Source organism: Planctobacterium marinum, from assembly GCF_020687805.1.
Classification (GTDB): Bacteria; Pseudomonadota; Gammaproteobacteria; order Enterobacterales; family Alteromonadaceae; genus Planctobacterium; species Planctobacterium marinum.
Genome location: NZ_JAJEWQ010000004.1, coordinates 346,997 through 364,746 on the forward strand (window position 1 = coordinate 346,997; position 17,750 = coordinate 364,746).

Here is a 17,750-nt window from a genome sequence, read left to right on the forward strand (position 1 = left end):
TCGCGCTGATTAATCTTTTGCCTCACTTCCCGCTTTACGAATCTTCCACTGGCCTGCAATGTGTTGCCACTCTGTATCTGTTTTTTCCAAAACGACAGGATGAGCGTGATGCATACTTAATTTTTTAATATCGCAAAACTGCATGACATTTAGATGACATGCAGCATGACGCATGGCTGCGCCATGGCCGACAATTAATTGCACGGTGTTTGATGTCGTCTCAGCGCATTGTGACTCGATATGCCGGGCTACGCGTGCACCGGCCGCCATCAGAGATTCTGCCCCCAGAAAGGGCAGACAATACTCACTGTCGGACTTCCACCCGGACGGCGCGGGATCATAACGCGGATCCTCAACCAACAACTGCTCTATTTCCCGCGTAGTCAGGTTCGCTACGTTTCCCACCGAGCGTTCAACTAACGCTGGAAATTGCAGATGCACTGGTGGCTCAATAAAAAAGTCGTTGAGTTCCTGTATGTAAATCTGCGCAGTTTGCCAGGCGCGCAATAGGGGAGAGGAGTGCACGTGTGACGCCAGACGCCAGCCTTTGTCTGTCAGCAATCTGGAAAATTGTTGTGCTTGTTGTCGTATTTCGCTTATGCCTTGGACTGTTAAAGGAAAAGGTTGCAGCGCGCTGGGGGTATCGACTTTCTGGTGGTAGGCGCCATGTCGAATCAATGCAATCCGCGTCTGTGCCATTTTCGCAACTCCTATGATGACATCGTTTGTAGTGATATTTTTTGGCTGAGTAGGTCAGTAAGCTGATCAAAATCTGCACCACCAGTGACCTCCCACACCTGGACTGAGCGTAGCCTGTCCTGATAGACCTGATTTGGCGGAATAATCGCTGCATTTAAAAAGGCTCCCCTGGCATCCTGATAAAAAGAGCCTGGAGATTTAGCGATAGCTTTGATTAAATCCGGACGCGAATCCAGGCTCACTGACTGCATGCTAACGGGGGCGTTGTGACCTGGCTGCCAGTTGAGTAATACAACCTGTTGTAACGGGCAACTGTGCCCCAGGCTGGCCTTACCATATACCTGCTCTACCATGACGTCGTACTTTTCCTCTAACTGCCAGAGTGCGTTACCGGGCATGCTGGCCAGCTCTTGTTGTCGCTTCACTGAAAGGATATCGACTAATTTGGGGTTGTTGAGTAAAGTACCGGGATTAACTCTGGGCTGTTTAGCCACGCCACGGGCCACAATGCCTGAACTTTCAGCAAATAAAAACAGACGGTCATTGGAAATAAACTGGCTATCTGGCAAGTCCATCAGTTTTAGCATCGTAGTGGATTTACCACCGCCCGATAATGCGGCAATCGCGATACCCTGCTGCTGTACCTGCAAACAGGCGGCGTGACAAATCAAGCCGCCTTGTTGTTGCAAATAATTGATGTGCTGATTAATGATGAAATTTACCGTCTGGCTGAGAAATTGTTCGCAGGGGCCAATCGCCAAAGGTGCACTAAGGTGCTGGAATAATACCATGCCGGTTTTTAGTTTATGTATCCAGCGACCGTCTTCAACATCGCAATACTGTTCTTTTTGACGAGTTTTCCCGGCTTCGGCAGTCCACTTTTGCCACTGGATAGCGGGTTGCTGTACTTCGTCATCATACAGATAAATACTCACAGCGCTGCTTGTCACCCTGGTCTCATAACCGGAAAAATACTGACCTAATGCCTGTAATAACTCGGGAGAATTACTCTTTACCTGGTAATTCTGGCGGTCAAAAGTCAGTTGTAGTGAACAGTAAAAGTCCTGAGTTGTCAGTGAAAGTGTGTTGAATCCGGTGTGCATTTTAGTCTTCTGTTAAGGTGCGAATGATATGTTGGCAATAGGCCTGAGCTGCATCTGTCTGGCAACCTTCTGCTGCGCCTTTAAAGCCGCCAAATGCCGATACTTCAAAGATAATTGGTCCCTGGTCAGTGAGCGCAATATCGACGGTGGTAAAATCCAGACCAAAAGGCGCCTGTGCCTGCCGGCCTAATTCCACCAGAGCACTGTCAGGATGATAGGCCTGGTATTTACCGCCACTGTGGATGGTGGTATTCCAGGAATCATTCTGCGCAACCCTGGCATAGGTACACAAATAGTTGCCTCCAACAAATACCATGCCCAAATCCCAGCCCTGCAGGGTGGCTTTCTTTTGGATATAAAGCATAGGGTTGTGTTGCTGAAAAGTGCCTAACCTTTGGGTTAAATCCGATTGTGCTGCACTGACCAGCGTCATGCCTCTGGCTTTGGTGGAAAACATGGGTTTCAGCACGGCGGTACCGAAACGCTGAACCGCCATCTCCGCGTCCTGTAAATTTTCAGTCACGCAGGTTTCCGGCAAAGGTAAGTGTTGGGCAGCCAGAGTGACACTGCATCCGAGACGATTGACCAATTGCAGCATGGCCTGACAGGAACTGAACACTCTGACTCCGGCCATTTCCGCAAAACGCAGTAGTTCGATGCGATCCCACATATGCCGATCATAATCCTGAGTGATCTTTTTCACGACGATGGCGTCTAACTGACACAGGTTCACATCCTGAAACCACAGCGCGTTGCTGGCAGTATCCAGCCGGACATCCTGCATACTGATAACCAGTCTGAACCCGGTTTGTTGTTCAATCCGGTCTGCCAGAACTTCTGTGGACCATTTTCCCGGTATGCCCACAACGGCAATGCGTTTATTCAAAGAAAAGCTCCTCCAGTGGCAGGCGATATCTCGCCAGTTTATCAGCTTTACAGGTGGTGATCTGGTTCAGTAAATACATGGCCCGCAAAAACATACGTCGGGACAAGGTAGGGTCCAGGATAAAGCGGGTAGAGGTGATATAGGAACGGATCAGTCCCAGTGTCAGTCTGAGTTCAAAACTGTTGTCCTGTTCTTTTTTGGCGAAACGTCTGACCGGGGCGAGAAACTGCTTAGCGATCGTCAGTAATCTGCTGCGTTGCTGGGTCTCCAGAATGCCGAGACGGTAAATGGACACCATAAAAACCGCGACATCCTGCACATAGTCCATGTATCTGGAGCGATGTAAATCAATAAAATTGATCCGCTTATCAATCGGATCATAAATAATGTTGTCAAGATTAAAGTCACCGTGTATGTACACGGAAAATGGTGCGTGCAGCTTCTTTTCCAGCTCTGCTGCGCGCTTCATCAGAGTTTGCAGCGAGGCGGTGGTCTCACCACAGAGCATTTGCTTCTGAGTGGCGAATTCAGGGTGAACCTGAAAGACTGCGGGCAGGCGCTTTTCCAACTGCAGCATATGTTGGGCCTGCGCAGGTCGGGGTGTGCGGGTTTCCTGCCAGATATTTTGCAGCGTCTTTAACAGGCTTTTTAACGCTGGCTGAACCAACTCTGTGTGTTCTGTGACAATACGCTCCAGGGTAAAACCCGGCAGGTGTTCAATCAGTATCGAAGCGGTATCACCGCGTTTGTGATAGGACAGAATTTTTGGGGCCAGTCCCGGGTAGATATCATGCCAGCTTTTTACACTGGCTCGCTCCTCTTTTACTTTTCCTTTGTCACCTTCTTTGAAAATGGCCAGCGGGTCGTCATTGCTGTTGTCTTTTCTGGATACTGCAGAAATCGCGCTGCCGGAACGGGTTTCTGCAATGGTATTCAGGGTCAGGTTTTCCGGTTCTGTTGCCACGTCTTCGGCAATATCCGTCAGGGAGGTATAACGACTGAGATTCATTTGCTGGCCCAAATTAGCCGACAGTACCGATTCGGCAATGGCGCCCATTAAGGCGATCATTTGGCGCAGAGCATAGATGGGAAACATCATTTCAGCGGCTTCCTGCAAGCGCTGTTCCTCGCCTAGCTCTAAAACCGCTTTGTTCATGATTTTAGACAATCTACGGGTTAATTTGCGCCGTTCATTATCGATATCTATAGCCACCCTGGAGTTAGTATCGACGAGGGCGCTTTCCACCTGCCCCAGCGCCAGACGCATACGTTTGACCAGTTTGGCGCATTCTTTATGAGGCAGCTCGCTAAGGCGTCGGGGCTTGAGTCGCAAGCTATCGCTGATGGCCTGACGTCCGAAATGACTAAACTGGAATAATTCGGCCACCAGATTTTCTGCGGCCTGTAGTCTAAACTGTAAGGGTGATCTTGGGTGACGCTGTAATTGACTCAGCAAACTGCGCCTGGCGCGGGTACGCAGGTTTTCAGCATAGCCGGCGCGACCCAAAATGCGATTGGCGACGCTGGCTTCCGGGGCAACAAAAAAGGCTTCCGTTTGCAGCAATTGTTGCTCAATCTCTAACAACAAGAAATGCAGATGCTCGATAGTGCTGTTGTTAAGTTTGCTCAAGCGCCCTCTGCTGTAAAATAACTGTTATGCTGTTAGTCTATACTGACATCGGAATATGTCACCCGTATGAAACCACGGGTGGCTGGCGAAAGCGGAATAGATCTGCAACAACAAACGTTGAAAAAATGAAAATAACAACAAGGCTTAGATAACCGATGACTCGTTTTTTGGTTACCAGGGGAGGCACAATCCCTGATCCTATGCGCAGTAGTCGCTATAAAAAAATTCCGGAACTCGGCCCGCGTATTTTGTTTTTCAGTGGTGGCAGTGCCCTGAATGGCGTAGCGCGCAAACTGAAAGAATTCACCCATAATTCAATTCACCTGGTTACCCCATTTGACTCCGGTGGCAGCTCAGCGGTGATCCGGGAGTTTTTTGATATGCCTGCGGTGGGTGATCTGCGCAGCCGTATGATGGCGCTGGCCGATGAATCGGTATTGGGGAACCCTGAAATACTCCGCCTGTTTAACTACCGCTTTGACAAAACCACAGACAATGACACATTAAGAGCGCGTCTGGAGTCGATGGTGGCAGGGGAAGATGACCTGACCCGCGATATCCTCAACCCCATGCGGAGCCTGATTTGCAACCATTTAGGCTACTTTTTAAAGGTGATGCCCGCCGCATTTAACCTGCGCGGTGCCAGTATCGGCAATTTGATTTTAGTGGGCGGTTATATCAATCAGCATCGTCAACTGGACCCTATTATCTTTTTGTTTTCTGAATTGGTTAAAGTAAAAGGGGTGGTGCGCTCAATAACCGAAGACAATTATCACCTGGCGGCAGAACTGGCGGATGGTTCTCAGGTGATCGGTCAACACTGCCTGACCGGAAAAGAACAACCACCGATCAACTGTGCCATAAAAAAGCTACGCCTGAGCAAGGATCTGAACAGTTTGCGCCGGGTCACTACCAAGTTGAAAAAGCGCAACCGCAACCTGATCCAAAGTGCAGAGTTAATTTGCTACCCACCCGGCAGTTTTTATTCCAGCCTGGTGGCCAATTTATTGCCTTACGGGGTTGCTGAGTGCATTGCCAATAACCCTTGTCCTAAGATCTACATTCCTAATCGTGGTAAGGACCCTGAGCAATTGGGGATGACTATCAATGACCAGGTGGATACCATTTTAGAGCGTTTACAAGGACAACTGGAGCAAACCGTACCAGTAACCAGTCTGCTTAATTTTATCCTATACGACAGTCGCAATTTACCGTCTGAGCAGCATGTCGATGTGGCTCGGTTTTCTGCTATGGGAATTCAGATAATTGATATACCCATGGTGTGTAAAGATACAGCGGAGTACTACAATGATGAGCAACTGGTAAAGGCGATCATTTCGCTTATTTAATAATTGAGTAGTATGGTTGTATTGATCCATCGCTGGGCATTCGCGTTTAACTCTGTGTAACTTCAACAATTTTTGTATGGCGGTGCATCCGTTATTGAATCTCAGTCGTTGATGTTATTAAACGAACGCGACGAATGGAGCAGTAATGGAACACGAACAAATGTTACGGTTGTTGGGGGCTGTGTCACAAGGTGACCGAAAATCCTTTGAACAACTATATAATGCCACGAGTGGTCAGCTTTACGCTGTATGTTTAAAAATACTTGTACGCAAAGAATTGGCCGAAGAAGCCATGCAAGAAGCTTATGTGCGAATATGGCACAATGCGGGAGACTATCAGGTTGGAAAAGGTACAGTGCTGACCTGGATGGTATCTATTGCGCGCTATCGGGCCCTTGACCTGATCCGTTATCACAAAATCCGAAAAGAAGAACTATTAGACAAAAGTGATTTATACAACGGATTTGACAATGAAACAGATAACCTTGCTCTAAAAAGCGAACAAAAGCTCAATCTCGAGCGTTGTTTGGAGGACCTGGATGCGCAGCAAAAACAGGCTATTCATCTGGCTTACTTTAACGGGTTTTCTCATCATGAAGTTACTCACTACCTCGAAAAACCCTTGGGTACTATCAAAAGTTGGATACGTCGTGGTTTGTTGAGTTTACAAAGGTGTCTGGCGTTATGAAGTTAAATCAAGATACAAAAAATGCCCTGTCTGCAGAATATGTGTTGGGTACCTTACGGGGCAAAGCCAGACAGCGTTTTCAGACTTTGGTGATGCAGTCACAAGCCTTACGGGAACAAACCTGGTTATAGGAGCAACATTTGAATGAGATGGCGGAACAACTAGCGCCGGTGGCCCCTCCGAAACATGTATGGCGGCGTATCCAAAGCCAACTGGGATTGACTGATGAAGTAACAGAAGTCGTGCCACTGAAACCAAATCCTGGTTCGAAGATTTGGCCCATGTTGGCATCCGCCGCGTTATTGTTGTTGGCGGTATTGGCTGTGCGTTACGATCCAGAAGTGCCACAACCGCAATATCAGCAAATTGCCATTTTTAATAACGCTGAAGCTGAACCTGTGTGGTTGCTGGAAATTTCTGAAACAGAAATTATTGTGCGTGCCACGGCTTCATTGCAACAGCGTGCAGAAAATGATTATCAACTGTGGATAGTGGTGCAAGACGGTCGCGCCCCTATTTCGCTGGGACTGTTGCCGCAAGGTGGTCGTATTAGCCTGGACAAACTGCCTATATATGACCAGATTAGTATTGCCGCACTGGCAGTGAGTCTGGAGCCTTTAGGTGGCTCACCGAATGGCTTGCCAACAGAAGTGTTGTACACAACGCAACCGGTTACCCTATGATCGTATAGGTATTTTTAAAAGGGTCTTTTGGACCCTTTTAAATCTCATTCCACAATCAGCGACTGTCGAAGGTGATCGTTGTACAGAATAGAGCTCTGGTCGAAGTACAGTAGTTCAGTGATCTCTAATGTTGTCCGTCCCTGATACCTCTCATGGTTGTTTCTACTGAATAAGCAGCTTACTGCGTGTAAAGGGATCCCCACATAGAACGTCAGACTTAACATTCCATTGATTTTCAATAGCTTTTTTTCAAAGCGCGAATATAAAGCTAACTTCTTCGTAAAATGGATTGTTTACAGCATCCAAAAATATTTTCTAATTTTTTTGCATCCAATAGTCAATCTGGGGCGTTTGGCTTGGTGAATTCATTACAAAATGGAACAACCCATGCAAACAAAACAACTTTTACTTATTGCAGGTGCTGCTTTTTGCAGTCTTGCTAACGCATCAAGTCACCGAGAAGCCCCAAACATTGCTGGATTCCCGGCGCTGGATTCTACCGATTTTTATGTGTTTAACAGTTATGAGGAAGGGCGCGAAGATTACGTCACAATAGTGGCCAACTACTTGCCATTGCAGGATGCTTACGGCGGTCCCAACTATTTTGCTTTAAACCCGGACGCCGTCTACAGCATTCATATCGACAATGATGGCGATGCTATGGAAGATATGACCTTCCAGTTTCGCTTCAGCAATCAGTTAGGCAACAATAATATGGGCATTGCCTTGCCAATAGGTCCGGAAGGAGACCAGAAAATGGTAACGGTGCCGCTGAAGAATATCGGTGGTGTCAGTGCCATGGATCAATCTGCACTGAACTTTTTTGAATCTTATCAATTAAGTTTAGTTACAGGGGCGATGAATAGCGGCATGGAAACGGTATTGAGTAATACCAGCACAGGCACTGATAGTTTCGCCAAACCTATTGATTATATTGGCAATAAAACCTTTTCCAATATGAATGGTTACAGCGAATATGCTGCCCAGTTCAACTATAATTTTGCCTTACCTGGCTGCGAACATGACGGTCGCGTTTTTGTGGGCCAGCGCAAAGATCCTTTTACTGTTAATCTGGGACAAATTTTCGATTTAGTTAATTTTGTACCGGTTGAAGGTGATAGTGCGCCCGGCGCGGGTGATGGTGACGGCTTTCCGGGAGGGATAACTCAGGATACAGCTAATGACGACCTGGCTATGAAAAATGTAACGGCGTTGAGTATTGAAGTGCCTAAAGCCTGCGTCGTGGGTGAAGGTAATGGCACCATAGGTGCGTGGACAACTGCCAGTTTACCGCAGGCCACGATTTTAAATCCGAATGCGACCTTTGCTAAGCCGTCGGTGTCTGGTGGTGCCTTAACTCAGGTATCACGACTTGGTAGTCCACTGGTGAATGAAGTAGTTATTGGATTGAATGACAAAGACCGATTTTCTTCTTCTCACCCCAGCGACGATGGTCAATTTTTAGATTATGTTACTCATCCGAGCCTGCCTGAACTTCTTAATATTCTGTTTAGAGATGCGGTAAACAGTACCTTGGGTACTGATATTGAGACTCTGGCACCTACCAATTTTCCTCGCAATGACCTGGTTACTGCGTTTTTAACCGGTTTTCCGGGGGTTAATCAGATGGCTACGGTTACGCCGTCAGAAATGTTGCGTCTGAATACCGCAATAGCGGCAACGCCTTTGCATGAACAATCTGCCTTTGGTGTCGCTGGGGATGATCTGGCAGGATTTCCTAACGGTCGCAGACCTGGTGATGATGTAGTGGATATCGCATTGCGCGTAGTAATGGGGGCATTGTGTCATCCTATACCAGTCAACGGTGAAGCCACTAATCTGGGACTTTGCGCGCCGGAGGATGCGTCAGTGGGCAATGTACCTTTTACCGATGGTGCGCCTTCCAGTGCCAGTATGATGCTGGATCATTTCCCTTACCTGGCCAATCCCCTACCTGGCTCAGAATAGGAGCAAGTTATGAGATACAAACATATTACATTGATTCCGGCATTGCTGGTCTTTGTCCTTACGGCTTGTGGTTCAGATGATGACATGGTTACACCAGCGCCTGTGAATACAGCGCCAACTACAGCGGATGTTGAGCTGGTGACTCAGACCGACCAAAACCTGTCTGGCACGCTGAGTGCCTCCGATGCAGATGGCGACACACTAACATTTAGCATCGATATGTTGCCAAGGTTGGGTTCCATTGAGCTAATGGCGAATGGTGAATTTGTCTATACGCCGCCGTTTGAAGTCACAGGTACAGATAGTTTTACCTTCACCGTCAATGATGGCAATAACGGTGAGGCCAGTGGCACTGTCATCATCCAAATAGAGACACTTGAAGTGGACAGCGCGCAGTATAGCCGTCAGGCGTTTCAGCAGTCTGAATCAGATACGCCGCTATCGGTCAATGGCCGGTTGTTACTTGATAATCAAGACGATGACTTTGCTGATTTGTTAGTGGACTAAAGGTGTTTGCAGCCAGGGATGGCGCTTTTAATGGAGAAAGTTATGATGAAGAAGACTTTACTTGTGATGTCATTGTTGATGTTGGGGCTATCTGCACAACCTACATTCAGCCATGGAAATCATTCTCACCCAGAACCAGAAACCAGTGTACCAGATAAGATTGCAACGCTCCTGAAAACCAGTGAGACCGCTGGGCATAGTCACGACAGTTATGATCAAGCAACAACGCTTATCAGACAAGAATTAAAAGCGCAGCCAAGAAATGGCTTGTTGTGGTATCAATGGGCACGAGTGTTACAGCACGATCATCAATTTGAGTTGGCCTTAGAGGCCACAGATGAAGCCATAAAACTAAATGCTGAGTTTCCTTCGGCATGGTTGTTAAAATCGGCTTTGCATTTAACTTTGGCGCAATATGATCAGGCACAAAGAGCTTGTGCTTCGTTATTAGGTAAAACGATGGCGCTAATTGTAGCTACCTGCAGGCTTGAAGTGGAAAGTTATACCAATGGCACTGATTTAGCTTATCAAAAGCTTGAAATTGCACTGCAAAAGTTTCCTATGCCAGATGGCGTAACCGGCCATTGGATGAGCCAGGTAGCGGCAGAAATGGCATATCGTAAAGGTGCTTATGAAGAAGCTGCAAAATGGTTATCTGGTGTTGAGTTAAACACGGTGCCAGTTAGTTATTTGGTGTTGTGGTCTGATGTGCAGTTGGCACTTGGAAACTATGCCACTTTGCTATCACGGTTGTCAGCTATTGTTGCAGAGTATGAGCATATTGCCGATGCGTTGATATTACGTCTGGCTCTTGCTGAACGGGAGGTTCAGGATGGGCCATGGAGGCAAAAACTTGATGCTGTAATGCAGCACCGCCTGGCGAGTCATGATACCCATCATGCTGGTGAGGTTGCCCGCTATTTGCTGCATTTTAATCATCAACCTGAAAGAGCGCTGCATTGGGCAAAAATTAATTGGCAGCAAAGTAAATTGCCTCAGGACAAAGCACTGCTTGACCAGGCGCAGCAGCAGAAACTGTAAGTTAATTAATATTGGAAAAACGTAAAGAAAGGGCGAACACTTATGTTCGCCCTTATCAGCCTGTTAAAAACTTATTTGGCTTTGCGGAATAACAGGGTCATGCGATTGGATTCTCCAATTTTATCCAACGCCTGTTTACGGGCTTCGTCGTCCTGCGCACCGTAATAGGTGGGGGGCAAGCGCCACACCATGTCACTTTCAGACGGCTTGTCATTGGGGTTTTTATTGATGTCTGAGCGACTAACCAGTTCAAAACCGGCGGCTTCAAAACTGGCGATGACCTGCGACGCTTTCAGATAACCCCGGCTACCATCGGTATCGGCATCTGACTCGGCAATTTCGTGTTGTACCACGCCTACCATGCCATCGGGTTTCAGCAACTGGTGTGCAGCTGTTAAGGCCTGGGTTAGGGTGCCAGCCTCTTTTTCAAAGCGGTTCAGGTTGTGCAGCGCCCGAATAAATAATACCCGATCTACCGTGCCATGAATTGCGGTTGGGATAGTTTCAAAGGTAAAGCCGTCAGCACTGATATCATTGTCGCTTAACTCAGCCACCATGCCTGGAAAGGCAGCGGTGGAGGCAATCATATCCTTGATGCGTTCTTCACTGAAAAAACCAAATCTGGGCCACATGCTGTCCACATAATTGATGCCATAAAGCGCGCCGTCTTTACCCAGGTAATTGGCAATGATACCGGAATACCAGCCACCGCCGGGTAACGCTTCGGCAACAGTCATACCAGGTTTTAACTGGAAAAAGCTGAGGGTCTCTACCGGGTGACGTTGCTGATCGCGGGCCCGGGCTTCTTCGGAGCGCTCTGCCACAACCGCTTTCAGGGTTTTATGGCTTTCCACTTTTGCCAGGGCATTGTGGCTCAATGCCAGAAGCAACGCTGCCCCTAATATCGAGGTGACGGGTTTTTTGTTTTTAAAGTTCAGTGGCTGTTTCATGCAAAGTTCCGGTAAATTTATTGTGATTGCAGTAAAAGTTAGAAGGCTTTTGCACATGACGCAACCACAAACTGATGTCTTACATAAATATTTACCAAAAGGGACCTGCACTCAGCCCAGGTATTGTTTAATAAAGGCGCCGTGTTCAGGCAGAGCATTACACTGCTGCTTTACCTGCATTTGCAAGCCGTGCATGAAGCGCTGGAATTCAGGCTGGCTCATTTCATTAACGATGGGGTGATATTGTTGCGGCTTCAGACGCTGTCCCAGCATCACCTGTGTCCAGGAATCTACCCTGAATATATCACCGTCATCTAAAAATACCCGACCTGTCTCTTTAAACAATGCGATTTTGTGTTGCAGCGACGGGGGGAGTTCCATGCTGGCACAATGACGCCAGAATTCGCTGTCGCGGCGTTCTGTTGCGGCATAGTGCATGACAATAAAGTCCAGAATACACTGCATTTCACTGTCGAATTTGTTGTTGTATTCATTGATGGCGGCATCGGTGATGCCATTGAACGGGAACAGGCGCATCAGCCTGACCAGGCCGGTCATGATCAGATGTATGCTGGTGGATTCCAGAGGCTCGATAAAGCCTGATGCTAACCCCAATGCGACACAGTTTTTGTGCCAACCCTTGCGACGTTTGCCGGGGGTAAAGCGGATCACTCTGGGGTCAGTTAACGGCTCTCCCGGGATGTTTTGCATCAGCAGGGTTTGCGCGTCGCTGTCATCCTGGTACTGACTGCTATAAACCAGACCATTCCCTACCCGGGTTTGCAATGGAATTTGCCATTGCCAGCCAGCCTGATGAGCAATGGAACGGGTATAAGGTTTGGGAGCATCAGGGTTGCTACACTGCACTGCCAGGGCACTATCGCAGGGTAAATAGTGGCTCCAGTTATCGTATCCGGTATGCAGCGTTTGTTCGATCAACAGGCCCCGAAAACCGGTGCAGTCGATAAACAAATCGCCACGGACGGTGTCACCATTTTGCAATTGCAAGGCACTGATATAGCCTGAGTCGGGACATTGCATGACCTTTGCGATTTTTCCTTCGGTACGGGTAACACCCTGCCGTTGGGCCATTTCCCGTAAAAACTGCCCGTAGCGGGTGGCATCCAGATGATAGGCAAAATTCAGTGGTACTTGCTGGTGCAATGCAAATTTGTTTTCCAGTGCCGCTTCATGCTCCAGACAAAAGGCCCCAAACGGGGTGGTCATGCCTTCCTGTTGCGCCCTGAGCCAAAAGTGATGAAATTCGCCAGCCCAGCATTCGCGACCTGTGATCCCGAAAGAGTGAATATAGCTATCGCCCTGTTGTCCCCAGTTTTCAAACTGAATACCCAGTTTAAAGGTGGCCTGGGTGGCTTTCATAAACGCACGTTCGTCTATGTCTAACAATTTGTGCAGAGTTCTGATGGGCGGAATGGTGGCTTCGCCGACCCCCACTGTGCCGATTTCATCTGATTCTACCAGGGTGATATTCAAACTTTTTCCCAGCAGTTTTGACAGGGACGCGGCCGCCATCCACCCGGCTGTTCCGCCACCGGCAATAACCACATCAGAAATGCTGTTCACGATACTACCTCCGTTGTCATTTTTTGTCGGATAGCGCTCAGCAGGCTGCGGTTTTCCGGTAGTCCCTGCAAAAGTTGTTGTTTCATGTTTTGCGTTTGTTGCATCAGTGTGTTTGCCCGAGGTTGGCTTTGATAAAAATTGTTGTCTTTGATTTGCTGACTGTGTGCGCCCATGCCATATAGTACATATTGATAACTGGCTGAGGTGAATACTTCCTCGTTTTCGATGAAATCCAGACGGGAAGGCGTCTGAAATTGCCACAGTGCTAACAGGGTTTGCAGTGAGTCAGGTATTGATTCGGGTTGGCGCTGCCAGCTCCAGAATTCGGAGTCTTGTCGTTTATTCAATACATAGTGCAATTTGACAAAGTCAATCACCCGCTGCCAGCGATAATCAAAGCGTTTGTTAAAACGCTGCGACAGTATGTCCATGTGACGTCTGGTTTGTGGGAATTCCTCGCACAACATGTTAATGCTCAGTTCCACCATGGCGATGGCTGAGGCTTCCAGGGGTTCAATAAATCCGGCTGACATACCGATGGCAAGGCAGTTGTTTTGCCAGCATTTTTTGCGATAGCCGGGGGTGAATTTCAGGTGTCTGGGAGTCAGTGTGGCTACCTGCTCCTCGCTGAGTTGTTGGCGAAGATGGTCGAGCAAAGTGTGCTCCGCTTGTGCTTTGTCACAAAATCCAGAGGCGTAGGCAAAGCCTACCCCCCGGCGGTGATAAAGGCCGATGTCCCAAATCCAGCCGTTTGGTTTAGCGCTGGCATTGGTGGTGGACTGAATGGGGCTATCGTTCTGCGCATAGGGAACCTGCACCGCGATTGCCGAGTCGCTGGGTAGTACCTGGGTTACCGCCTGCCATGGGATGGCGTAATGCTGGCCGATCAGACGGGAAGCCATACCACTGCAATCGATAAAAAAGTCTGCTGTTATTGGCCCATTTTGTTGCCCAATCAGTGCCCTGATATCGCCATTAGGATGGCACTCTACTTGCTCTATGTGGTCGCGAATATGGTTGACCCCCAATTGTTGGGTGCAGTGCTCGGTTAGCAGTTCTGCCAGTTTATCGGCATCAAAGTGGTATCCATAGTTAACGACCTGGGCGTATTCGGGCGTGGCCAGTTGCTTAGGGGCACGGCCTGCCTCGCACACTGCCGGTTGTGGACAAAACACATCGGCAAAGGGCATTGCTTGGGCGCTGCTTTGCCAATGTTGATAGCCGTTAATTTCGGTATAGCCTACCGGGTTTGTGAAGGGGTGGTAATAGTGCCCGGTAGCAGTTTCATTGCGCCAGCCAATAAATTTTGAACCTTGTTTAAACGAAGCCTGACAGCGCACTAAAAAAGTCAGTTCAGAAATGCCGATTTGGCGAAGCGTGTGGCGCAGGGAAGGCCAGCTACCTTCACCAACACCTATGGTACTTAAGGTGGGAGACTCAATCAGACTGATCTGCAGTTGCTGTTCCCGCTGCTGCATTTGTGCGGCGAGTCGACCAGCGGTCAACCAACCGGCTGAGCCGCCACCTAAAATGACAATATGTTTTAATGGGTTATCCATGTTGTACCTTTATGCAAACCTGCTGTAAGCATAATTTATTCAACTTAAAATGCGAAAAAACCAGTGCCCCGAAGGACACTGGAAAACGGTACCACATGGACACACTTAAAACTTGTATCGCGCACCTAACGCATATCTGGCGCCAAGGTCTTCCATGCGCCACAATTGCGCACTGGTTCTGCCATGAGTGCGGCTGTCTTCTTCCGTAATATTGATACCTTCCAGGAATACCGTCAGATCCTCAGTGACGTCATAAGACACGTTGAAGTCAATCTGAGATAATGATTCGGTAAAGCTGGGCTCATTCACGTAAAAGGCGGCATTGTTCAGGAACTTGTCCCGCCAGTTATAGGCAATACGCGCCTGCAGGCCGTCTTTCTCATACATCAGAATCAGGTTAGCGGTGTCACTGAGTCCCACCAGTGCAAATTGCGTCTCTGAAGGATCGGCATTGATATCGAAGGCGATATCACCGTTAACTGTGGTGTAGTTGGCCGCTACACCAAATCCGGTATCGCCAAAGAAGTGTTGTGCTGCAATCTCAAAACCATAGATATTTGCGCTTTTGTTATTAACCGGCTTACTGTTGATAAAGGTTAACAAGGGATCATCGCCATTGGGCAGAATATCATAGGTTGCTTCAAACTCTTCATCGGTCATGGAGAAGAAGTCAACGCCATTTTCCATGGCCGCCACCATACTGAATAAGGTGCTGTCACTGAGTGGTACACCTAAGCGCTCAAGCTCGGCGATAGCCGCTTGTGCTCTGGGACCGGCCGTGGCATCTCTCAGGTCATAAATGGTTTCTTCTACCTGTTCATTACCGATAAAGTTGCGTACCCGTTTGTCATAGAAGCCGACTGACACATAGCTGGTCTCGTCGAAATAGTATTCTACCGAGATATCCACGTTATCCGACTCCAGCGGCTTCAGATAAGGGTTGCCGGACTCCGCTGACGCAGTGGGTCTGTCCGAAAACGGGGTGGCACTGCTGGGCTGATTAAGATCCGATGCAGCGCTCAAATGGTTATAGGTAGGACGGGCAATAGTCTTGCTGTAAGAGAATCGGGTAATGACGTTTTCTGCCACTTCAATATCAAAGTCCAGAGCCGGTAACAGATGGTCATAGTCTGATTTATACGCGACATCTTCCATAGCGCTACCGAAACGGATATTGAAGTCATTGTTGTTTTCCCAGGCAACAGCGCTGGGCAAACTAATATTGGCGATGGACGTAGTCTCAGTATCTTCATAGCGCAGACCCATCAGCAAATTGTAAGGCATTCCGCCCAGTTCGCCGGATAAATCGTATTCAAAATACAGTGCGACAATGTCTTCTTCAATGGTGCGGTTAGTGGCGTATGGGTTGTCGGCCAGTAAATTAAATCCATAGGTGCTTGCAGCAAATGCACCTATCTCAGCCACACTACCGGTAAAGCCTTGAGAAAAAATACCATTGGTATTGAAATCAGTGAATTCTTCCGCCAGGTTAAGAGGTGTTAATACGCCTGCCGGTAACTCACCTGGGTTTTCAATACCCCAGTTACCCATGGTATGTCGCGTTAAGGATTGCAGCGAAGTACTTTCCATAGCACGAGATTCAATACCAAACTTGATACTGCCTTCGTCAAAGTGATACTGACCATCTAAACGTGCCTGGGTGACTTCAGTGTCCTGAGAGCTGAAATTCATATCCAGAATGGAGGTACCTACGTCGTCCTGATCCAGGACACCGTTGCCATTCAGGTTGCTGCGACTGAGATCGTCAAAATCCACCGTCATGATCGGGAAGTCTACAGAGAAATCCGCGCCCTGACCGCGTACCACATTCGCGCCAAGACCAAGGTTGGTCCAGGTGCCATAGGGTGCATCAGGTCTGCCTTCAGCCGAAGAGTGATGGGCATCGAATACCAGTGAAAAGTCTTCGTTGACCATGTACTCAAGATTGATACCCAGAGACTTGTTTTCATTGACCTGATTAAGCTCCTGTAATGCCAAACCCAAATCCCGAGGCAACAGATCACGACGCTCCTGAGTGATGTGAATGGGGGTAGCAACTACTTCATCATCAAAGGTCAGCTCGGCAAAATAGCGATCGTCCATCCAGATTGACTGTTCAGCGCGGGCTTCGTACAGATCCTGTTTGGAATAAGTGTAATCCAGAGTAGCAGTTAGCTTATCTGATGGGGCGAATTGTACGGTTAACTGGGCATTGGTACGCTTGCGCTCACGGTCTGACACGTAGTAACGCAAATCGGCCGGGATGGCAAACAACTGGCCAATATCCGGTGCGTTATTTAGTACCACGGCCGGGCCGCTGGCCGGGTTGGTTGCCGGATCTGGTGATTGCGGCACCGTGCCATTAAAAGGGTTAACACGCCATTCGTTAACGAAAGCACCTACCGCAGCACTGTCTCTTTCCTGAATGGAACCGGTGAGGGTAACACCAAAGGTTTTGTCTTCGTTGACGTAATTCGCAAACCCGGAGATTTCGGGGGTAACATCGTCATTAACCCGATTGGTGGTATCGTGCAGTGCCTTAGCACCGACATTGGCGCTGAATCCTGTTTCGTAGGCATCAAACGGGCGTGCTGTTCTGATGTTGATAGTGGCACCAATACCGCCGGTCGCGATGCTGGCCCTTCCGGTTTTATACACCTCAACCGCACGCACACTTTCTGATGCCAGGTCTGAAAAGTCATAAGCGCGGGAGTTGGGCGTGCCGCCATTTGCAGGTAATGCTGAGCCAGGCATAGTACGGCCATTTAAGGTCACCATGTTGTAATCCGGACCAAAGCCACGTGCAGTAACCTGGTTACCTTCACCGTTGTTCCGATTGATGGAAATACCGGTGATGCGCTGTAACGATTCTGCCAGGTTGGTATCCGGAAACTTACCGATATCTTCAGCAGAAATTGCATCGACGACGCCTGATGATTCCCGCTTTACACCCATGGATTCCTGCATACTGCCGCGAATACCGCTGACCTGAATAACTTCAACGTCATTCAGCTCGCTGCTTTCTTGCGCCAGTGCTGGCATTGTCATACCGCCAGCGAGTATCAGGGATACGCTGGTGGCTAATTTAGTTTTGCTTAGTTTT

15 protein-coding genes are annotated in these 17,750 nt (G+C 48.4%); 7 read left to right on the forward strand and 8 right to left on the reverse strand.

The annotated features are described in order from the left end of the window. Positions 1-9: 9 nt before the first annotated feature. From LJ740_RS15095 to LJ740_RS15110, 4 genes are read right to left on the reverse strand one after another with little or no spacing between them, the layout of a single operon-like run. Positions 10-699, reverse strand: a complete 690-nt coding sequence (locus tag LJ740_RS15095; protein WP_229529941.1) for a histidine phosphatase family protein — start codon at positions 697-699, stop codon at positions 10-12. Positions 700-710: 11 nt separating this feature from the next. Further along, positions 711-1,802: an HprK-related kinase B gene (locus tag LJ740_RS15100; protein ID WP_229529942.1), complete on the reverse strand. Its 1,092-nt coding sequence runs from the start codon at positions 1,800-1,802 to the stop codon at positions 711-713. 1 nt (position 1,803) lies between these two features. Continuing rightward, complete coding sequence (locus tag LJ740_RS15105) at positions 1,804-2,688, reverse strand: GAK system ATP-grasp enzyme (protein ID WP_229529943.1); 885 nt, start codon at positions 2,686-2,688, stop codon at positions 1,804-1,806. Next, positions 2,681-4,318 (reverse strand): phosphotransferase, encoded by a 1,638-nt coding sequence (locus LJ740_RS15110; RefSeq protein ID WP_229529944.1) that lies wholly within the window; start codon positions 4,316-4,318, stop codon positions 2,681-2,683. Before LJ740_RS15110 ends, LJ740_RS15105 begins: the two co-directional genes overlap by 8 nt. A 155-nt stretch (positions 4,319-4,473) precedes the next feature. Here LJ740_RS15110 and LJ740_RS15115 point away from each other — a divergent pair, with 155 nt between their 5' ends. From LJ740_RS15115 to LJ740_RS15140, 7 genes are all read left to right on the forward strand, one after another. Beyond that, positions 4,474-5,667, forward strand: coding sequence for a GAK system CofD-like protein (locus tag LJ740_RS15115; RefSeq protein ID WP_229529945.1), 1,194 nt, complete (start codon positions 4,474-4,476; stop codon positions 5,665-5,667). A 145-nt stretch (positions 5,668-5,812) separates the two neighbouring features. After that, entirely contained in the window at positions 5,813-6,355 is a 543-nt protein-coding gene (locus LJ740_RS15120; RefSeq protein WP_229529946.1) for a sigma-70 family RNA polymerase sigma factor, read from the forward strand. Next, positions 6,352-6,486, forward strand: a complete 135-nt coding sequence (locus LJ740_RS23165; protein ID WP_267498303.1) for a hypothetical protein — start codon at positions 6,352-6,354, stop codon at positions 6,484-6,486. The genes LJ740_RS15120 and LJ740_RS23165 overlap by 4 nt, the downstream gene beginning before the upstream one ends. Before the next feature lie 18 nt (positions 6,487-6,504). Then, positions 6,505-7,038, forward strand: a complete 534-nt coding sequence (locus LJ740_RS15125; RefSeq protein ID WP_229530176.1) for an anti-sigma factor — start codon at positions 6,505-6,507, stop codon at positions 7,036-7,038. A 387-nt stretch (positions 7,039-7,425) separates the two neighbouring features. Continuing rightward, a complete protein-coding gene (locus LJ740_RS15130) occupies positions 7,426-9,006 on the forward strand; it encodes a DUF4331 domain-containing protein (RefSeq protein WP_229529947.1) in 1,581 nt (526 codons plus the stop codon). Between the two features lie 9 nt (positions 9,007-9,015). Continuing rightward, a complete protein-coding gene (locus LJ740_RS15135) occupies positions 9,016-9,513 on the forward strand; it encodes an Ig-like domain-containing protein (RefSeq protein WP_229529948.1) in 498 nt (165 codons plus the stop codon). Between the two features lie 42 nt (positions 9,514-9,555). Then, positions 9,556-10,554 carry a tetratricopeptide repeat protein gene (locus LJ740_RS15140; RefSeq protein WP_229529949.1) on the forward strand — a complete coding sequence of 333 codons (999 nt, stop codon included), beginning with the start codon at positions 9,556-9,558 and terminating at the stop codon, positions 10,552-10,554. 71 nt (positions 10,555-10,625) lie between these two features. Here the strand turns inward: LJ740_RS15140 and LJ740_RS15145 are convergent, their stop codons facing one another. The 4 genes from LJ740_RS15145 to LJ740_RS15160 all read right to left on the reverse strand — a co-directional run bounded on the left by LJ740_RS15145 (position 10,626) and on the right by LJ740_RS15160 (position 17,689). Then, complete coding sequence (locus LJ740_RS15145; RefSeq protein ID WP_229529950.1) at positions 10,626-11,504, reverse strand: class I SAM-dependent methyltransferase; 879 nt, start codon at positions 11,502-11,504, stop codon at positions 10,626-10,628. Between the two features lie 111 nt (positions 11,505-11,615). After that, positions 11,616-13,088, reverse strand: a complete 1,473-nt coding sequence (locus tag LJ740_RS15150) for a tryptophan halogenase family protein (protein WP_324255619.1) — start codon at positions 13,086-13,088, stop codon at positions 11,616-11,618. After that, positions 13,085-14,647 carry a tryptophan halogenase family protein gene (locus LJ740_RS15155; RefSeq protein WP_229529951.1) on the reverse strand — a complete coding sequence of 521 codons (1,563 nt, stop codon included), beginning with the start codon at positions 14,645-14,647 and terminating at the stop codon, positions 13,085-13,087. Before LJ740_RS15155 ends, LJ740_RS15150 begins: the two co-directional genes overlap by 4 nt. A 105-nt stretch (positions 14,648-14,752) precedes the next feature. Next, on the reverse strand, positions 14,753-17,689 hold the full coding sequence (locus LJ740_RS15160) for a TonB-dependent receptor (protein ID WP_377307086.1): 2,937 nt from the start codon (positions 17,687-17,689) through the stop codon (positions 14,753-14,755). Positions 17,690-17,750: the final 61 nt, after the last annotated feature.

Excerpts from the sequence above, each read along its gene's own strand:
- LJ740_RS15095 (WP_229529941.1), bottom strand. The coding sequence starts at position 699 with ATGGCACAGACGCGGATTGCATTGATTCGACATGGCGCCTACCACCAG.
- LJ740_RS15100 (WP_229529942.1), bottom strand. The coding sequence starts at position 1,802 with ATGCACACCGGATTCAACACACTTTCACTGACAACTCAGGACTTTTAC.
- LJ740_RS15115 (WP_229529945.1), top strand. The coding sequence starts at position 4,474 with ATGACTCGTTTTTTGGTTACCAGGGGAGGCACAATCCCTGATCCTATG.
- LJ740_RS15120 (WP_229529946.1), top strand. The coding sequence starts at position 5,813 with ATGGAACACGAACAAATGTTACGGTTGTTGGGGGCTGTGTCACAAGGT.
- LJ740_RS23165 (WP_267498303.1), top strand. The coding sequence starts at position 6,352 with ATGAAGTTAAATCAAGATACAAAAAATGCCCTGTCTGCAGAATATGTG.
- LJ740_RS15125 (WP_229530176.1), top strand. The coding sequence starts at position 6,505 with ATGGCGGAACAACTAGCGCCGGTGGCCCCTCCGAAACATGTATGGCGG.
- LJ740_RS15130 (WP_229529947.1), top strand. The coding sequence starts at position 7,426 with ATGCAAACAAAACAACTTTTACTTATTGCAGGTGCTGCTTTTTGCAGT.
- LJ740_RS15135 (WP_229529948.1), top strand. The coding sequence starts at position 9,016 with ATGAGATACAAACATATTACATTGATTCCGGCATTGCTGGTCTTTGTC.
- LJ740_RS15140 (WP_229529949.1), top strand. The coding sequence starts at position 9,556 with ATGATGAAGAAGACTTTACTTGTGATGTCATTGTTGATGTTGGGGCTA.
- LJ740_RS15145 (WP_229529950.1), bottom strand. The coding sequence starts at position 11,504 with ATGAAACAGCCACTGAACTTTAAAAACAAAAAACCCGTCACCTCGATA.
- LJ740_RS15155 (WP_229529951.1), bottom strand. The coding sequence starts at position 14,647 with ATGGATAACCCATTAAAACATATTGTCATTTTAGGTGGCGGCTCAGCC.
- LJ740_RS15160 (WP_377307086.1), bottom strand. The coding sequence starts at position 17,689 with ATGCCAGCACTGGCGCAAGAAAGCAGCGAGCTGAATGACGTTGAAGTT.